Source organism: Bradyrhizobium sp. Ai1a-2 (assembly GCF_000426245.1).
In the GTDB taxonomy this organism is placed as follows: domain Bacteria; phylum Pseudomonadota; class Alphaproteobacteria; order Rhizobiales; family Xanthobacteraceae; genus Bradyrhizobium.
The window spans coordinates 55,578-76,106 of sequence record NZ_AUEZ01000043.1 but is presented as its reverse complement, the minus strand read 5'-3'; the positions used below and the strand labels follow the sequence as shown (position 1 = coordinate 76,106).

At 61.1% G+C, this 20,529-nt stretch carries 5 protein-coding genes; 3 read left to right on the top strand and 2 right to left on the bottom strand.

The genetic code is table 11. The features are described 5' to 3' along the window. Nucleotides 1–217 (bottom strand): transposase (locus tag K288_RS50820; protein ID WP_152535667.1); only part of this gene is annotated, 217 nt, incomplete at its 3' end. Between the two features lie 256 nt (nucleotides 218–473). Continuing rightward, nucleotides 474–1,691 (bottom strand): hypothetical protein, encoded by a 1,218-nt coding sequence (locus K288_RS0125245; RefSeq protein ID WP_027582066.1) that lies wholly within the window; start codon nucleotides 1,689–1,691, stop codon nucleotides 474–476. A gap of 476 nt (nucleotides 1,692–2,167) precedes the next feature. Between K288_RS0125245 and K288_RS46515 the strand changes: the two genes are divergently transcribed. From K288_RS46515 to K288_RS0125230, 3 genes are all read left to right on the top strand, one after another. Beyond that, the gene (locus K288_RS46515) at nucleotides 2,168–10,084 is read left to right on the top strand and encodes a SpvB/TcaC N-terminal domain-containing protein (protein WP_051334714.1); all 7,917 of its coding nucleotides are present in this window, start codon (nucleotides 2,168–2,170) and stop codon (nucleotides 10,082–10,084) included. 9 nt (nucleotides 10,085–10,093) lie between these two features. Continuing rightward, nucleotides 10,094–10,300, top strand: a complete 207-nt coding sequence (locus K288_RS0125235) for a hypothetical protein (RefSeq protein WP_027582065.1) — start codon at nucleotides 10,094–10,096, stop codon at nucleotides 10,298–10,300. A 125-nt stretch (nucleotides 10,301–10,425) separates the two neighbouring features. Then, a complete protein-coding gene (locus tag K288_RS0125230; RefSeq protein WP_027582064.1) occupies nucleotides 10,426–20,388 on the top strand; it encodes a neuraminidase-like domain-containing protein in 9,963 nt (3,320 codons plus the stop codon). Nucleotides 20,389–20,529 lie beyond the last annotated feature (141 nt).

Here is a 20,529-nt window from a genome sequence, read left to right as displayed (position 1 = left end):
CCAACTGGCCCAAACGCGCCCGGCGCCGCCAGTCGTGCACCTGCTGGGGCCGGCAGCCATGGCGACGGGCGACGTCTGTGACAACCGCCCCCGGCTCGAGGCTTTCCGCGGCAATCTGTGCCTTCAAATCATCCGGCCACCGCTTGCGACCTGCGCCAGCATACACTTCGATACGCGGCGACAACGGTCGTCTTATGTCATCCGAATGGTCGTCCATTGTAAGCACCCTTGCTGAAGATGACTCTTCTAACGGTGCTCTTAAGACCCCGCACAAACAATCCGACGGGCCTCTGCGCTACGCTTACAGCCCTCATTTCCGCGCGACCCCCATTTCAAAGCGGCCCGCGGGAAGGACGACCATTTCTGGACAATCCTTTGCCCGACGCCCACATGGCTATGGACCGAGCTCAAAACAACTTGGCCTGTCGGTTGATCTGTATCGACGCGCGCCATGCCAGAGCGGTACTCGCGGGTTATTGGCGTGGTGGCGGATTGGCGGGGTTCGGGTTAGCAGCAGCCGGGGTGCCACCCGCGGGAGTCGGGCTAGGGGTGGACGCGGCTGGAGGGTTGGGGACAATCGGAGTATTGCTGTCCCGATTGGGGCGTAGAGAGTCACGTTCAGCACGCCGAGCGTCATCGGCGTCTCGCCCGTCGGCGCGGGTCGGATCCGGACGTTGAGACGAACCGCCGACGTCGAGATTTGCATACGCGCCGTACTCCGGAATGATCGTCGCGCGCATACGGCGTATCGTGCCGGCCCATTCCTCCGCTACGCGGCCGTCTCGGCGGACAGCCTTGCTCTGGTTGTCGCATCTCACTCCCAGGATGACGTCTTGGTGCAGCTGACGGAGATCGAGCAGAGCGCGCGTGTTCTGCGTCAAGTTCCTAGTCGGGTCATAGACCTGTTTCACCCCGGTGAGCGAGGTTGCGAGGATCGACAAGAAAATTGCGAAGAACGCGACCCACCTGAAGCCCGCGCCGGGGCCGACCAACGCGTAACTCACGCGGGTGCGGAATTTCTCGCGAAGCAGCGCCTTCTTTTCGTCGTCGGTCGGCTCGACTTGGCGCACCTTGCCTTGCATGGTGACGAACAGGGTCGCGAGCGCCGCAACGACGAGCGTTATAAACCCGAGACCCTGCACCCGAGGCACATTTGTTTGCGCGCCTTCGGCGGCGGCGATCCTGGCACGCGCGATTGAGTCGCTGAGCGACAGGAGATCATTATCGTCGTTGGTGAGGGCAAGGGGCGGCGCTTCCTTGCCGTGCGCGGCGAGCAGCGCACCATCCCCATCTTTGGTAAGGAAGACGTGACTGCCGGATGGCGTGAGGTCGAGCAGCAGCGCGCTGAATACAGGGCGAGGCATCAGGTCCAACGAGACGCCTAACAGTTGTTTGCAATTGAGTACCGCATACGCCACAAGTCGATGATCGGCCCGGGCCGGCCACCATTCACTCGCCGCATCGGGCGCTTTCAGCCCATTGAGAAATAGTGCCTCGGTCTGTTGTGGGCTTGTTTGCAGTGCGACGGCAGCCGGCTCCGGCTTTTTGACAAAAGGTATGCCGTAGCGCTCGGCGACGAAAAAAACAACGATCGCCAGGCTGGCGACCAGTGTCGCTCCTCCGACCGACGCGATCAGCAGACGAAGGAACGAAGGCCCTCCAGTCGGTTCGCCTGGATACGGTGATGACATGGCGCTCTCCAGCCCGCTTTGTTATGGCAGCCAAATCCTTATGATCGTTCGATAGTCCTCAACTTGTCACGCGATAATGGCCGCTTTCGAAAAATGCCTCCGCATTAAATAACCGCCAATAGTTTTCTCTTGCAGCTCAAAACCCGTTTCAAATCGCGTTCTTGTTATCTTGACAAAGATTGTGGTCGACGGGTAGCTTAAAAAAATAAAACGAGTGATTGTGCTGCATTTCACTAGATTGCGGGGGTCCCTCTAGAGGGGATTCTTCTAGAAGAGAGAAACGCCCGGCTCGTGTTGCGCGGGCAGGAGTATTGGCGCGCCAATAGGTGTGAGTGGCACAGGGGCCAGCTGGCGCGGCACGACGCGGCGCGGCACGATTGGTTTGTTTAGTCGGTTGAGCATGCGGCAGCGAATTGCGGGGGGCGTAGCGTGGCCTTTCATTGGCTCTGCAGGCCGAGCGCCAGTGGTCTCCCGTCATGAACCAGGCGGCATCCCAGGTCGATCGCGCGGGAAAAGGCTCCGAGGGCGGCGGTACCATGGGTGCCGATCATTCCGGCGGGACGGTGTCAGCGCCTTCTCTCAACCTCCCTAAAGGTGGCGGTGCGCTGAAGGGGATCGGCGAAAAATTTTCTTTCAACGCGCAGACCGGCACCGGGGCCTTGTCGGTGCCTCTCCCGCTCATGCAGACACGTGGCGGCTTCACACCTAATCTCGAGCTTTCCTACGACTCCGGTTTGGGCAACGGAATTTTCGGCGCGGGGTGGCAGCTCGGAATTTCGTACATCTCGCGAAAGACGGACAAAGGTTTACCTAAATACCAAAACGCGGACGTGTTCAGCTATTCCGGGGCCGAAGATCTCGTTCCAGTCTCGGCGGCGAGCGAGACGCGCGGCGAATATCAGGTACGGCGCTTCCGGCCGCGCGTGGAAGCCGGATTCGCGCGCATCGAAGCGTGGACCAGCCGGGAAAGCGCTTCGAGAAATCATTGGCGCGTTATTTCACGCGAAAACGTCACCCACGTCCTCGGTTTTACGTCGGCAGCCCGCATTGCCGATCCGACTGATCCTTACCGGGTTTTCCAGTGGCTCCTGGAATGCTCGTTCGACGACAAGGGCAATGCCGTCGTCTACCGCTATCGGCCAGAGGATCTTGTCGGGATCGATGCGGCGCGGCTTTCCGAGTCGCACCGCGTCGAGGGACGCGCGCGTGTTGCCGGCTGTCATATCGAGTCCATCCTCTATGGGAATCGTGAGCCGTTCTTCGCCGGGACGAATTCGGACTACTGGCCGGCCGTCGCGGAACTGATCGCCTCGGCGGCATCGTTTGGGGAGAACTGGCAATTCCGCGTGTTCTTCGACTATGCGGCGCGAGTGGCCGGCGATCCGACCCTCGACAACCGTGCATGGGCGCTGCGCGCCGATCCGTTCTCGAGCTACCGCGCGGGATTTGAGGTCCGGACCTCCCGACTCTGCCGGCGCATTGTCTTCGAGTCGAACCTTTCGATCGAAATCGAAGGCAGGGAGACCGGCTATGTCGGCCTGACGCACGCGCTGATCCTGCAATACGTTGCGCCAACTCCGTGGCGCGCAGGAACAGGCACCAGCGCTGATTCCCCGATCCTCGCAAAGCTTCGGTCCGTTCAACAGGTCAGCTTCCGGCGCACCGGCCAAACGGCCGACCATGACCATGCCGAATGGCCGCCGCTAGAGTTCGACTATTCGGTCGCGGGGCCGATGGAGCTCACGCAGGTACCGCACGGCGATGCGCTGTCGCTTCCCGAAGGCGTCGACGGCTCGCGCTACGAATGGGTCGATCTCGATGGCGAAGGTATTCAGGGGGTCCTTTCACGGCGCGGCGATACGTGGTGGTACGCGTCGAATCGCTGGTCGAAGTTCGTCGAGGTCGGCGACGCGCCGCCGAACGCGCCGCTCTCGGGAGGCGCATTCCGACCGCCGCAGCCACTGCAATTCCAACCTTCAGGCGCCCTCGGCAACACGGCGACGCAACTGGTCGATCTCGCCGGCGACGGCTCCATCGATGTGCTCGAATACTCGTCGGCAGCGGCCGTAGTCTACGAACGCGACGAGCGCCAGGGCTGGCATGCGGCGCGCGTCTTGCCGCGCCGGCCGGCCTATCCGCTGAACGATCCGAATGTCCGGCTGGTGGACCTCGACGGCGACGGCCGTGCGGAGCTCCTCCTTACGGAACACGATTGTCTGGTGTGGCAGGAAGGACTCGGTGAAGACGGCTTCGGGGCCGTGCATCGTGTTGCCAAGCTCCTCGATGAGAAGCTCGGCCCGGTGTGCGTGTTCAGCGAGGTCATGCAGACCGTCTTTCTCGCCGACATGTCCGGCGACGGACTGACCGACATCGTGCGCATTCGCAACGGCGAGGCCTGCTATTGGCCGAACCTCGGCTACGGCCGGTTCGGTGCGCGCGTCGAGATGGACGATGCGCCGGTTTTCGATACTCCGGACCAGTTCGATCCGGCGCGGTTGCGCTTGATCGACGTGGACGGTTCCGGCATTGCCGACATCGTTTACCTCGGGCGCGAAGGCGCTGCGTTCTGGGCGAACCATGCGGGCAACGGGTGGTCGGCGCGCCAGCCGATTCCGTTCCGCATCGCGCACACTCTCGCTGGCGTCACCAGCGTGGATTTCTTCGGCCGCGGGACCGGTTGCCTCGTCTGGTCGTCGGCTGCGCCGGGCGACGCCGGTAGCCACTTTTTCGTGCTGGACCTCACGGGAGGCATAAAGCCGCACCTACTGATCGGGATCCGCAACAATCTCGGCGCCGAAACCACACTGTCGTATCGTAGTTCGACCGAGTTCTATCTGAAGGATCTAGCCGAAGGAAAGCCATGGCTCACGCGGTTGCCATTTCCCGTCCATGTGGTGGAAAAGGTCGAAACCAGGGATGCCATCGGCCGGAACCTGTTTGTTTCCCGCTACGCTTATCATCACGGGTTTTTCGACGGCGCGGAGCGCGAGTTCCGCGGCTTCGGCATGGTCGAACAGTGGGATACTGAGCACATCGACGCGGTCTCGCCGAAAAAACGCGACTATCGGAACTGGGACTCGGCCAACTACGTTCCGCCGACCTTGACGCGAACCTGGTTTCATCATGGCGCCTGGTACGATGACGACTCGCTCGTCGCGGCGTTCAAACGCGAGTACTGGTCCGGAGATCCGCGTGCCGTCGACCTTGCAGATACAGTCCTCCCCTCAGGTCTCATGGCCAATGAGGAGCGTGAAGCCTGTCGCGCCTTGCGCGGCCGCATCCTGCGGCAGGAGATCTACGCGCTAGATGCGGAAGTCGATTCCACGCCCGCCGTGAAGGCGCGCGCCGCACGGCCGTATCAGGTCGTCGAGCAGAACTTCACTGTCAAGACCCTGCAGGTCCGCGGCGACAATCAGCATGCCGTGTTCTTTGTGCATCCGCGCGAGGCGATGCATGCCCATTATGAGCGAACCGATCCGCCCGATCCCCGCATCACCCACGCGCTCACGCTCAAAGTTGATGACTACGGTAATGTCGAGCGATCAGTCGCGATCGGCTACAGCCGCCGCCAGCCGGAGCCCGACGAGCCGGACGCCAATCCGCGTCAGCGGCTCACGCGCGAGGAACACGTCGCGCAGCGCCGCACCTTGCTAACGTTCACGGCCAGTACCTTCACCAACGCTGTCAACCTGTCCGACGCCTGGCGGACACCACTGCCGGCCGAGCTACGCACCTACGAGCTTAGCGACCCGTTATGGGAGAAATCGACCGGCTTGACCTTCGAGGAGCTTTCGGAAGCCGCGAAAGATTTCGATGCCATTCCGGAGCTCCTATACACCGTGGCGCCGAGCTACTCGCGCCGCGAGCGCCGGCTTGTCGAGGAGGTCCGCACCCTTTACCGCCGCGACGACCTCAAAGGGCTGTTGACAATCGGCATGCTGGAATCGCTTGCGCTTCCCGGCGAGACGCTCAAGCTCGCAATCACGCCAGAGCTCGCCGACTACTACGAAGGCAAGGCCGATGCGAACGGGTTCACTGCCTATCTGCGCGACGGCGCGGCCGGATACTCCGAGCCAGAGGGCGATGGCCGATTCTGGATCTCCTCGGGCCGTACCTTCTTCTCGCCAGACGCCAGTGGGACGCCGCAGGGCTCGACCGCCGAGCTCGCGTTCGCGCGTAAGCGCTTCTTCCTGCCGCACCGGTTCGTGGACGCCTTCGGCAATGCGACTCGGGTCGCCTACGACGACACTATCCTGCGCATCGTCGAGATCACCGATGCGACCAAGAACATTACGCGCGCCACCTACGACTATCGCGTGTTGCAGCCCGAACTCATTACTGACGCGAACGGCAATCACATCGCCGCCGCCTTCGATCTGCGCGGCCTTGTGGCGGCGACGGCGGTGCTCGGGACGACGCACCCGGTCGGCGAGCTTGGCGACACGCTTGAGGGCCTCGATGCCGATTTGAGCGAGGTTGAGATTGCGGAGTTCTTTGCCGATCCGATCGGAAAGGCGGAGAAACTGCTCAAGGATGCGACATGCCGCTACGTCTATGATGTGATGCGCTTCCGTCGCGCGGCCATCACAGGCGATGAGTATCCCCCGCCGGTTTTCGCCGCCGCTCTGGAGCGTAAATTCCACGTCAAAGTGCCGTCGCTCATCGACCACGCCAACGCGGCTCACTGGGTTGGCGTGGATTTGGCTCCGGCCGACAAAATCCACTGCCGCTTCAGCTACTCGGACGGTTTCGGCCGCGAGATCCAGCAAAAGACCCGCACGGAGCCGCAGATTAAGGATGCGCCTGGCCCGGCGAAGCCGCGCCGCTGGCTCGGAAGCGGGTGGACCATCTTCAACAATAAGGGCCAACCCGTCCGGCAGTATGAGCCTTTCTTCACGGAAGATGCTGGCGGCGGCTCGCGGCCACACGAGTTCGAGTTTCGCCGTGCGGCCGCGAGCCCGATCCTGTTCTATGATCCCGTCGGACGCGTCGCCGCGACGTTGCACCCCGATCACAGCTGGGAGAAGACCGTCGTCGATCCGTGGCTGCAGACCGCCTGGGACCGAAACGACACCGTCCTCATCGATCCGCTCAAGGATCCTGACGTTGCGGCTTTCTTTCGGTGGCTGCCGGATGAGGAGTGGATGCTGATCGAGGGGGCCTCGCCGACCTGGCACAAGCGGCGCACCACGGCGAGCGCGCTCCAGGATCTCTTCCGGGGCGAGGCGATGAACTGGCGCCGCGAACAGGAACAGGCCGCGGCCCTGAAGGTCGCGGGTGACGGCGCCCCTAAGCATGCCGGCACGCCGACCCGCACACATTTCGATGCGCTCGGACGCGCGTTCTTGGTGGTCAGCCACAACCGCTATATCGATCCTCGTTCGCAGGCGCAGAAGGAGGAGTTCGCGCATACGCGCACGCTGCTCGATATCGAAGGCAACCGCCGCACCGTCATCGACACGCTCGGCCGCGCCGTCATGGCGTGGGACTACGACCTGCTCGGCCGCCCCCTGCGCGAGAACAGTATGGATGCCGGCCGGCGTTGGACATTACCTGACGCGGCGAGCCAGCCGCTTCGCCGCTGGGACGAGCGCGACCACGCGTTCCGGCACCGCTACGACGCGCTGCGGCGTCCGCTCGAGAACTGGCTCGCCATGAGGTTTTCGGACGGCGCTCAGGTGCAGGAAATCTGTTACGAGCGCTTCACCTACGGCGAGGATGCGCAAGCACCGGCCGACGGCAACCTGCGCGGCCGCATATGGAAGCATGACGACACTGCCGGACGCAGAACCATCGGAGGGTACGACGCGAAAGGAAACCTGCGCACCTGGACGCGCCGTTTTTGCCGCGACTACAAGTCAACGCCTGACTGGTCGGCCAATCCACTACTGGAGGACGAGTCGGTCGCCTGGAGCACCGACTACGACGCACTCAACCGTCCGATCCGCGTCATCACGCCCTATGCGCACAAGAATGCTGGCGATTGCCAGACCTTCGCCCGCTACAATCTTGCCGGCCAGCTGTTCGCGACGACCGTGAACACGCCGAGCGAGTTTTTCCTAATCGTGCGCGGCATCGATTACAACGCGCGCGGCCAGCGTCGCGTCATCCAGTATGGCAACAACAGCAGCGGCGACGGGCTGCGCAGCACGTTGATCTATGACGACAAGACATTCCGTCTGCTCAACCTGGTCACTGCCAATACCGATGAAGGCGCAGCGAAGGACCGGTATCAGGCGCTCGACTACGTCTACGACCCCGTCGGCAACATCACGGCAATCCGGGACACCGCTCAGCGAACCTTCTACTTCAATCAGCAAGTAGTCTCTCCGGATGCCGACTACGAATATGATGCGCTGTATCGCTTGATCACCGCTTGCGGGCGCGAGCACGCCGGCCAGAACCGCCCCCCCAATGCCTGGGACGTTCAGCGCGCCGGCACGTTCGACGGCGGATGCAAGTTCACCTACTTTCCGAATCCCAATGACGGCGAGGCGATGCGCAATTACATCCAGCGCTACGCCTATGACCTGGTCGGCAACATCGAGGAGATGATCCACCAGGCGGGCGACAAGGGGTCCTGGCGGCGCGTCTATGGGTACGATCTCGTGCAGGGCTCGCGCGACAAGCGCTCGAACCGGCTGGTCAGCACTACCATCGGCGGGGTGATCGAGCGCTACGACTATGACCCGCACGGCAGCATTGTGGCGATGCCGCACCTGCAGGCCATGGCGACCGATTTTCGCGACCAGCTGTCGGCGACCACGCGACAGAGCGTGTGGTGCGATGCTGACCGGCCACGCGGCAGGGGCGAGGTGACCTATTACGTGTACGACGCCGGCGGCGAGCGCGTGCGCAAGGTAACGGAGCGTGAGGGCCGGCCGGTGGCGGAGCGCCGCTATCTCGGCGCCGCCGAGATCTACCGGGGCTATGCGGCGAACGGCAAGGACCTCGACGTCGAACGCAAGTCGCTGCACGTCTCCGACGGCGAGCGGCGCTTCGCGCTCATCGAGACCGTGACCGACGGTGGCGATGACGCGGCGAAGCAGCTCATTCGCGGCCAGTTCCCCAACCATCTCGGCTCGGCATGCCTGGAAGTGCAGTTCGACAAGAAGGCCCCGGTGATCTCCTATGAGGAGTTCCATCCCTATGGCACCACGGCCTATCTCGCGGTCAATCGCGCCATTAAGGCGGCGGCCAAGCGCTACCGATACACCGGTAAGGAGCGCGACGAGGAAAGCGGGCTCAATTACCACGCGGCGCGCTATCTCGCGACGTGGCTGGGGCGGTGGACGTCAGCGGATCCGGAGGGGATTCGAGATCATGTGAACGTCTATCAGTACGTTCGTGCGAACCCGGTCCGCGGCGTCGATCCAACCGGGCGATGGACCTGGGACCAAGTCGCCGTGGTTGGCGCGGTGGTTGTGGCGGCAGTCGCGGTGACCGTACTCACAGCGGGCGTCGGAACGGCTGCGGTGGCGGCAGCCGCGTCGGCAGTCGGCACCACCGCAGGGGCGACTGGCGCTGCCGCGACGGCGTTCGTGGGCACCGTCGCGGTTGGAGCCGCCACTGGCGCGGCGAGCGGTGCCGCCGCCGACTGGACCGCGCAGGCCCTCACGAGGCCTGAAGGTGCGGACATCGACACTGCACGCATTAAAGCAGCCGCTGCGGGCGGTGCCGTATCGGGCGGGGTCCTGAGCCTCATTCCGGGAGTGGCAGCGGCGCGCGCCACAGTGCAGGCGCTGCGCACGGGCGGCAGCGCCGCTGCGGCGACCAGTGCTGCGGCGACCGCCACGGGGAGTTTCGCACGGCAAGTTGGTGTCAGCGCAGCAAAGGGTGGTGCCTCCGGTGCTGTTGGCGGCGCGACACACGAGACGACGAGACAGCTTGTCAGCGGCGAGGCGGCTAGCTGGCGCGACCTTCGCATCAACGATATCGCTGCAGCGGGCGCCACGGGATTGGCCTTCGGTGCAGGTGGAGCTGCCATTGCGACTACGGGCCGAGCGGCTGTCGCGAAAGTAGCAGCGTATATTTCAGAGAGCAGCGGTGCGCCAAAGACAAGCACAGGTGCGGAAAGCGCCGCCGACGCAGTGCGTCTGCGTAGCCAGCTAGCAGCGCAAGAGATTGCTGGCGGCCATGCGTTTACGAAACACGTCTTGACAGAGGGCAACTTCACGAACTTCAAAGGTCTAGGAATTCGTACGCGCGAGCAGTTTGCGCGCCACATTGAGGGAATTATCAACAATCCAACTGCTACGAAACAACTTGGCGGCGGACGAACCGCTTATTGGGACGAAGCGTCAAGCACCGTAGTCATCAGAAATCCGAGCGCCGCCGATGGTGGCTCGGCATTTCAGCCCTTTAAATTTCGATCGTACCTCAACGACATATAGGTGACACACATGGAAACACTAGAAACCAGTCAGCAACAAGCCGTTGTTCGGGTCAGCATCGAAGAGCTGCTCATCGTGAATGCTGTGCTCAACGAGACGTGCAATGGAATCGAGATCTTTGAGTTTGAAACAAGAGTTGGGGCTTCTCGCCAGCGCGTAGTGTCTTTATTGCGGGAAGTGCAGGCTTTGCTGAAGAGTATGGAACGTACGGAATGAAATACCAGTTGTGCTGTTTCTTCATGAGAGGTTCGCACAGTATCTAAGCGGCGAACGGATGTGACAATAGGTGTGCCCATAGTTCGAAAGAGTCGGATCACAATGGCAAATGGGGTAGCTGCGTCATGAAAGCCATATTGCCGATCACCAAGATCGCGGAACCGGCGAAGGAGCACCTCGCTGCCTTGCACGCGGCCCTGGCGTTCCTGTGGGGCATCGCTGATCCTCCGATCACCAAGCCGGCTGGCCAGGACGAAACTGATTTCGACGCCGAAGTGGCCGACAGCAAATACGCCACCGTCACCACGAAACTGGTGAAGGAATTCCAGGTACACGAAAAAATCAAACCAGCGAGCGGAGTGTTAACCCCGCCCACGGCCGCAGGCATGAACGGAGTCCTGCATAAGGAGCAGCAGGTCCGGCTGATCAAGGGGCATTTGGGTCGGCGCAAGGATGGCAACGTATTTGAGCCTTTGCCCCTGCTTGGCGTTACGGTGGCGGCTTACGAAGAAACCGGCGGAGAATCTCCACCACTCTGGGGAACCCAAACGACCAGCGAGAGCGACGGAAGCTTCAGCATCTATGGCGATCTGGAGGAGCCGCCGCTTGCCCATAACATTTTTGAGCGGGCCTTCGCGACCCAAGGTCAGGAGGCGAAGGAGCAGGAGGTCGCACGATCACCCGTTTTGTGGAACGCATTTGCGACGAACAACGAGATCACGTTCGATCTCGCTGTCGAGGAAACGAAGGTGCGTCCGATCGAATATCCTTGGGTGCTCGCGGAGGTCCAGGCAAGAGTCACCCGCGCCGCGTTGCCCGCCGATTTACAGCAACACCCGGAGAACATTACGCCGGATCAAGCTAAGGTGATCTTCAAGGTCGGTCCTGATACAGGGGCACCACGCGAAATCACCGAGCAACAGATCGAACACCTCGTGATCGCCCATCTGCTGCAGGTTGAAGCAAGCAGGGTTCTACAGCCCATCGATAAAAAAAATTTCCTCGATCCGCCCTTCTTCTACGGCATCCTTCGGCTCGAAGCGCTCTTGTATGCCAGCTTTGGCAGGAACCTGGAAAAGCCGGAGGAAATCCGACCGGATGCGCAGCTGAGAATCACTTTGGCCGATCTTCACATCGATGCAGAAGCGCGACGCAAACATCTGGGACAGATCGCATTCTATTCCGAAACCGAGCTAGGCCAGAGTCCCGAAGAAGCTCTGTTTAAGGTGATTCAGAGAGCGACCTATTCCCGAATTATTGAGGCGAGACATCTCGAGGGCGATGCGGCCCTGCGAAAAGATGATGTCGATACGCTATCGGATCTGCGAAAGTACCTGGCGGACGAGTACAAGCACAAGATCCCGTTCCACCGCCGGATCGACCGCGAGTGTCTTTGCCCGGATAAGCAAGCCGTAGAGCCCGATAAGGCACTCAACGACCTTCTCGACAGCGGCAAGCTCCCGGACCGGTACAGAGCGGTGGCGCAAGAGGTGCTCACCGGACAAGCATCGGGAGATCCGAAGGACGCCCCGTTCGCGGCCTTCCAGCTACTGTCGGGCAACGTCTACCGCCTTGCGTCGGAACTGCAGTGGAACGACGCCCAACGAACGGCCGACTTGCTGTCGCTTCAGCGCGTCGCGTTGCTGACGCAGGATCCGGCGGAGATCGGTTTCCTTCTCACCCCTGGCGAGGAGACAGGCACTCTTGATTCGGCATGGAAGATTCGCATGGTGCGGGGTCAAGGGCCATTTGTAGCGGACTACGTCAAGGCGCTTGCCGACACCGGCAAAGAGGCCCCCGAATTGCGGCTGCGTGCGCAGCAATTGTTTGCGCGCGCGGAGGCAAGGGCGAATGCGACGGCGTACGCTTTCGGCGAGGCGCGCGCACTCGCTACCGCGCAGCACGTCGACGCTTTGTGCGCGGAGGAGGATCGCACCCGCCTGCGTGAGCGCATTGGTAAGATGCCGAAGGATGCAGCGGCGCGCTTGCCGTCCTGGGAAATGTTGTTCGGTTCGCTCGACGCGTGCGCGTGCGACGAATGCGACTCGATCTACGGGCCGGCCTCGTACCTGGTCGACGTCCTGCAGTTTTTCAAGCGTCTCGATCGCCGAGACACCGATACGGCGGATGCGACCGGGGCCGCGACAAAGCCCAATGACGGGTCGAAGCCGCCGCGCCCCTGCCTTACCGCACCTGAAGAAGCACGAACGGTCTTCGACGTTCTGATGAGCCGCCGGCCGGACATCGGCTACCTCGACCTGAATTGCGCGAACGCGATGACACCGGTTCCCTATATCGATCTGGTGAATGAGTTGCTGGAGGATTTCGTCCGCGAAACCTCAGACACGCTGCATTTGAAGCTCGATCCGGGACCGATACCGGGCGTGGTGGTGAATGCATTGAAGCAGAGCGGGTTCCGTGACGTCACCGACAAGGCGCAGGTCACTGCAGACTCGGAGGACAATCGGCTGGTCAGGGATGAGCGCGCACTCATTCTGTTTCAGCGCGAGGGCGAGGAGGCAGGCTGCCCCGTCTGGCGCGTCAAACGGCTGCGGCAGACCTACGGCAGCGAGAAGGAAATCGCCGCCGCTCCGGAATACGTCAACCAGGCGGCGATGACTATTCTCAAACAGAGCCATTTGTCGCTAGCGCTGCCGTTCGACGCCGACCGGATCGAAGCGGTCGCCCACCTAGTGAAGATGGAGACCGACCGTGCGAGCGCGATGCGCGCGCTTGCCAAATGGCCTGAACTTGGCACCGATGCGTATCGCCAGAAAGTGGCGACGGAAGCCTTGGGCCTGACCCCTGTTGAGCGCGATCTGATCACGACTCCCGATCCGGACGGCCAACACGGCTTCTGGGCCGAGGAGGCCGCCACGCTCGTGGAAAACATGCGCCAGCTGCGCCGTTTCCTCGACAAAACTGGGCTAAAAACCGAGCCGGTGGGCAAGAGCGATTTGGATGAGTTTTTCGCCGGCAAGTTCATCAATCCTTGCGGCAGCACGCTGAGCATCGTTTCGGACGATCCGGGTGACCTCGCCGCGCGTTGCGATACCCGGAAGATGCACATCGAGGGGCTCGACACGTACGCGCTCGATCGTATCAACCGTTTCCTCCGGCTATGGCGAAAACTCGGCTGGCGGATCGATCTGCTGGACCGGCTGATCATGTCCCCAGCGGTGGGCAAGGGCAAGCTAGATCGCGCTTGCATCATCGCCTTGGCGGACATCACTCGCCTTGCGGGCGAATTGGAAATGGAGCCACAAAAGGTCGCGGCGTGGTTCGCGGATATCTCAGTGTTCGGAGAGACCTCTGACTACCGGCGCGTCTTCTTGCAGAAACAGGATGACGGCTATCCGTACGAGCCGTTCCTTCTCGAGAACCTATGCGCGCCGACGGATTGCAAACCCGATACAGGAGCGGCGGCGGATAGTTGTCCAACCATTGCCGAGCACAAGCTGCAGGTGGCGAGGGCCGTAGGTATTCCCGCGGAGCAGCTGGACGCGTGGCTGAACTACTGCGGCAACGAGCCTGAGAACTCTGAGCCCGCTAAGCTGTCGCTGCGCAACTTGTCCCGCATTTTTGGCTGGTTCCGCTTGGTGAAGAAGCTCGGTCTAAGCATGCGGGAGCTGATCTTGTTGCTTGCCATGCAAGGGATCAAGGATGCACTGGAATCGCCGGCCATCACGCGCGACGTGCGCGAATCCGCAGCCTTGTTGAAGACCTGGCGCATCCGCGCAGCGGATGTGCGCTTTTGGCTCCTGCACAGGACCGAGAACGCAGGCGAGGAAGCCAAACGCGTAATTCCGGATTTCTCCATCGCGCGCCTCCTTGCAAAGATCCGGACGGAGCTAAAGGCGATCGGCGACGCGCGACCAGCCAAGGGGATCGTGCAGGCGACCCCTGCGCATGACGGCGTGGAGGCGGCCCCTGGCGACGCGATGGCAACATGCCTGCAAAAGCTCGCATCGGTCTTGTCACAGGTCCCTGGGCTGAGCGCCGCCCAAGCGCTCCTGCTCACCAACCTGGTAGAGAGGCGTGTGAATGAAACTGACGTGCAGAGCATTAAGACGCTGCTCACGGCCGAGCCGCTGGCGGCAATCGACAAAGTTATCCAGTTCGCCGAGCAAGAACCCGTGAACGCGCCGGGTGAGTGGATCGAGTCCGCGCAGAAGCCAACCGAGATCAATCACGGCAAATATCAGACCTGGACGCATGACCTCGTGGAGGCGCTGCTTGACCATGTCGACGACTTGGCGCGCGAGGGGGTAGTGATCCGGATCGTCAGTCAGGAGTTTCGCGCCCCGGCCGAACAAGCGGAGGCGATCCTGCGCGGGTGCCGCATGCCCAAGGACGGCGCGCCGGCGCAGGGGGACGCGTTGCTCGCGATCCTTGCAGAGCCAGACTGGGCGAAAAATCCGCTTCCGGACGATGTCCCAGCAGAAGCCCTAAAGGCGGCTGAGGCGCTGTGGGACGCCGCGTTGTGCGCAAACACCGAATGTCTGCTCGGCCTGGAAGAGAGGCCGCGCAAGTTCCGCGATGCCGTCCTTAGCGAGACCAAGATTACATCGTGGACGCCTCCCCTCACGCCGGCTCAGGTCGAGCAATGGCGCGAGTGGCTGAGTCGCCTGTTCGTGGCCGTGCGCCTCGCACACAAGGTGGCCGGACTCGCAACAGCCTTACGTATGCAGACCGAGGAACAACTATCCTGGGGACTGTGGCGCGATCCAGACTTTCCTGCCGCTGGAAATCGCTTCCAACGCCTCGGGTGGTTCTCGCCCGACGAGATGCCTCTGACGCCTCCGGCGACCGGTGGCGAACGCGTCCTGAACTTTTCGAAATGGACTCTGTTCCTAGAAGGCTTAGCCTTTGTCGCCCAGTATCCGCGTACTGAAACGCCAAGCGATCCCAATGTCAAACTCGGTGGATCGACTTCGCTAGAGCTTGCACTTAAAGATTCGCCCGCGAAGGCCAGCGGCAACCCGGCAACAATACTCGATACAATCCGCGACATCCTTGCGGTCTGCTATCAACTGTTCGGATCATCCGAAGTCGATCTGTTCAAGGTGGCCGATTGGCTTCAGCTGCCGCGCAGCGCCTTCAAGTCGGCCAAGACGTACGCGCGCCTCGAGCGCGCGGCTGCCGTCATTCGCAGGCTCGGCATTGCGTCCTCCGAGGTCGCTCATTGGGACTCCCTCACGGCCGAAACCGCAACGCGCGAACTCGCTCTGTTCCTGCGACAAGCGCTCAAGCAGCAGTCGGACGATGCGACCTGGCTCGACACGTTGAAGGAGATCCAAGATCCCATCCGCGAGCGCAAGCGTGATGCCCTCGTTGCCTATTTGATCGCCGATCCGCACCATGGGTGCTTCCGCGAGGTAAACGACCTCTATGATCATTTTTTGATTGATGCGCAGATGTGCGCCTGCATGCCGACCTCGCGCATCGTGCAAGCGCATGCGGTGGTGCAGCTGTTCGCGCAGCGCTGCCTGATGGGACAGGAGCCTTCGGTCGATCCGCGCGCTGACGACAAGCACGGCAATGACTGGAAGGAATGGCCATGGATGCGGAACTACCGCGTCTGGCAGGCGAATAGGAAGATCTTTCTCTATCCAGAAAACTGGATCGAGCCGGAGTTACGCGACGACAAGTCGCAGTTCTTCAAGGAGTTCGAGCAGACCCTGCTGCAGGCCGAAGTTAACGACAGCAATGTGGAAGTCGCCGCGCGCTCCTACCTCGATAAGCTCGATGATGCGGCTTTCATGGAGGTGATGGCAATTCACTACCAAGACACCGAGTTTGGCGAAAACGGCAAAGTCGAGGGCCGCGTACTGCATGTGGTGGCGCGCACGAAGGGTGGCGATCCGCCGACCTATTTTTATCGCCGATTCGTCAAAGAGGAATACTGGACCGCGTGGGAAAAGGTCGATCTCGATATAGCCACTGACCACGTGCTGCTGTTTGTCAGGAACAATCGGCTAAATATCGCCTGGCCCGAGTTTACCGACGTGGTGGAGGATGAGAGCGCTGTTACGGTAAAAAAGAATGGAGACACATACGAACAACCACGTTCACCGCGAGGCTGGACGATCCAGCTTGCTATGAGTGAGCGGTCGAATGGCCGCTGGCAGCCGAAGCGAGTCTCCAAGGACGTCGTAAAGACGAAAGAGATGGTGAAGGCGAAGGCCGATGAGATGACGACGCTGCGGAAACGCTGCCGCTTCGTCATTCGTGATCGCGAACCACGGCAAGTCTATTTCCTGGATACAGAAGCGAGCCAGGGCCAACTTGGGTTCTTCATTCTGGTGTACGGTTTCGTTCGGGCCGATAAGGACAAGAACCTGATCGCTCCCACGCAGCAGGCAGAACCGATGCTGCTCGGGGCCTTCAATCTTGCGGGATGCAAAGGCTATCCCGAAGTCGTCCCAGAAGCGTACCTTCCGACCGTCGGCGCCGGCGGTGCAATCAGTATCCCTCGGCTTGAAGACGTATCATTCGAGACACAGCGCTGGATCGAGCAGGGCAGCGACGCCATGAACGATCTGGTGCTCGAAGGGCTTACGGCAAACAATTTTGCCGTAACGGAAGTGCTGCACGAAACGCCCGGTACATTCAAGGTGACGACCGCGCAGCAAACGACGATCGTCGACGAGGTACTTATCAACATACTGAGGATGCTGAAGCAGGAGCCTGTGCGATGGCAGCCGAGCGGCGTCTTCGTACCGTTCTTTTATGAGGACGGCCGCAGGGGGTATGTCGCCGTGCCTACGATGCGGTACGGAAAAGCGCGCTTAAAGGCGAGCATCAGCGCCCTCGCGAAAAACCTGGGTGAATTGGCGTCGGACATCAAGCGAGCCGCGGAGGACCATTGGACGTGGGAAGAACTAGTCGAGCTATGGGAGAAGGACACAGGTAATAAGAAACCGGCCTTCAAAGAACTGAAAGCGCAACTCGGCGGCTGTTTTGGATTGCGGTTCATCGCTTTCTATCATCCGTTCGTTTGCCTGATGAAACGGAGTCTTGCCGCCGGCGGCTTCGAACGGCTGATGAACGCATCTTCGGTGACATGGGACCGTCGCCACAAAATCAAGTCGGATTCCGAGGGGGAGCCGACTATTGGAGAGTTCCAATACCTATTCTCTCCGCAGCGCGCGGTACTCACGCCTTACCCTGAGGAGACGAAAGGGTTCGAATTCGACCGGCTTGACAGTTACAGCGACTACAATTGGGAAGTTTTTTATCACATGCCCACTCTGGTCAGCCAGAAGATGGTTGTCGGACAGAAGTTCGAAGACGCGTTGCGATGGTTTCATTTCATTTTCAATCCGGCCGGAATACCGGAACCCCCGAAGCAAGCGTACGGCGACGACATCGAGCCAGAACCGGCCCTCAAAGGGCCGGCACGATACTGGGTTACCAAGCCGTTCCGAAGGCGGTTAGGATCCGATGATCCCCTCGATCCGAGAACTTATGTGGGGCAGCGCATCGAGACGATCTTGGGCCTGCTCGGCGACCCCAATCCCGCGCACCAGGCAATCTCACGTCAATGGCAAGACGAAGTTGACGAATGGAGGAAGAATCCTTTCGTTCCTCACCGCATCGCCCGTGGACGCACCGTGGCTTTTCAGAAAGCCACGTTCATGCGCTACCTCGATGCGCTCATTCAATGGGGAGACTTCCTGTTCCGCCAGTTTACCCGTGAATCGGTAAACGCGGCACTGCAGCTCTATGTAACCGCCGAACGCCTCCTGGGGCCCAAGCCGCGGGTCGTGAAAGCGCCCGGCGAATTTCGCAGCCGCACGTATCGGGAACTCGAAGCCGTCATCTGCGGCGAGCGGGACGGTGCGGGAATCGACCCTTTTGGGAACAGCCTCGTGGAGCTGGAGAATGTGCTGCCGCCGCAGCCACTTTCGGCCGAGTTGTCTGAACCTTCCATGCCTCCGCTGCCGGCCGGATGCCTGGCATCGGTGCCGTACTTCTGTGTCCCGCGCAACGAAAAGCTTATCGGCTACTGGGATACGGTCGCGGACCGACTGTACAAGATCAGGCACTGCCAGAACATCGAAGGGATCGAGAGTCAACTCGCACTGTTCGCGCCGCCGATCGATCCCGGACTGCTGGTGCGCGCGATCGCGGCAGGGCTCAGCATCGGCGAGGTGCTTGCCCAAGGCGCAGGCGAGTTACCGCATTATCGGTTCCAAATTCTGGCACAAAAGGCCACCGAACTGGTGCAGATGGTCATCGCACTCGGCAACGCATTGTTGCAGGCGATCGAGAAAAAGGACGCGGAGGTCCTCGGCCAGCTGCGATCCAACCACGAGATCAATCTGCTCAAGCTGGTAAAGCAGATCAAGATCCAGCAAATACAGGAGGCGCAACAGACACTCAGCAGCCTGCAGCAAACCGAGGCGACGACCGAGGCGAGGCGCCTCCACTACCACAATATCGAACGCCAAACGCGGTCGGAAAACGATGCTCTCGCACTTTTGGCCCAAGGCGATGGGTTCGATCGCAACGCGGTGAGCAGTGAGGTGCTGGCGCATCAGTTGGGCATGATTCCCAACTTTACTTTTGGAGGCTCGGGCGCTGGTGGTTCGCCGCACGTTGTGGCGACGTTCGGGGGCGTGACGCTGAGCGCGGCGGCATCGGCAACGGCCGCGTCGGCCCGTTCGGACGCCGGGCTGCTGCGCTCGCGCGGCAGCCAGGTTGGTGCCGTTGCGAGTTACGACCGCCGTTGGGACGATTGGAAACTGCAGGAACTGCTGGCCGACCACGAACTGGCGCAGATCAAACGCCAGATTGCCGCTGCGGACATTCGCGTGCAGATCGCCAAGGACGAGCTGCTGAATCATAACAAGCAGATCGAGCAAGCTGAGGAAGTGCTAGCCTACCTGAAGGACCGCAAATTCTCAAATCAAGATCTGTACGACTGGATGATCGGTCAGATCTCCGCCACTTACTTCCAGGCATGGCAGATGGCACACAGGCTCGCCTTGCGGGTCGAGCGGGCGTTCCATTTCGAACTGGGCCCCAAGAGCGACGGAACCTTCGATTCGTATGTACGCCCAGATGCGTGGGACGCGCTGCACAAAGGCCTGCACGCCGGTGATCGTCTCCTGTTCGACTTGAAGCGCATGGAAGTCGACTATTGCGACCGTAACCAGCGCGAACTCGAGATCACCAAACACATCTCCCTGGTGCGCCTTGACCCAACCGCGTTCCTGGACTTGAAACACAAGGGAGAATGCCGGATCGAGACCCCCTACTGGATCTTTGACTTGGACTATCCAGGCCACTACTTCCGTCGGATCAAGAACGTGAGTTTGAGCATCCCATGCGTGGCCGGCCCGTACGCAAGCGTGAATTGTACGCTGACACTCACGAAAAGCGAGATCCGGAGGCGCGACAAGCAGAACCCGCGCGACCTGGACGAGGACGAAAAGAACCTGCTGCGCAACTTCTCGCGTATCCAGTCGATTGCGACTAGCAGCGGGCAGAACGACAGCGGGTTGTTTGAGGTGAACTTCCGGGACGAGCGCTATCTGCCGTTCGAGGGCGCGGGCGCGATCAGCACGTGGACCCTGCAGCTGAAGCCGGAGGACAATCTGCAGCTCGATTTCGCCTCGCTCACCGATGTGATCTTGCAGCTTAGGTACACGGCGCGGCGCGGCGGCAAGCAGTTCGAGAAGGAGCGCCGCGACGCGGTCGGCAAGTATCTTGCTGATGGTTATCCCGAGGATGAGCCGAAACCCATCGTGCACAGGTTGTTCATCCTCGAGGACGAATTCCCGAGCGAGTGGCACCGGTTCGTGAGCACGAAGAACGGCAACCGCGTGCTCTCGCTCGACGGCGTCAAGGACAGACTGCCCTATTTCTCGCGCAACCCAAAGGACAAGGCGGCGGAAGTGGAGATGGTGCGGCTCGACACCAAGGGTGGAACAACGCCGACGTTCAAGCTGGGGGAAGTCGACGGCAACAAGTGGACTGATGTCGGCTGGGGCAAGTGGGAATTCACTCCGACCGGAAATCAAGAACTTCCCGAGAGAATGTCTCTTGGACTCCGTGTGAGCTTTAACTTGCAATCCTAACTGTAGCAATTCGGTTCGCTTTTAGGACAACCGGATTATGAGTACGTGCTCAATTTATTGGGGGGAACGGGTCGGGATGGTTTATTTCATCGATTGGAAAGAGCCTTCCTCGGGACCGCCCGGAAGCTCGGCCCTCTCGAG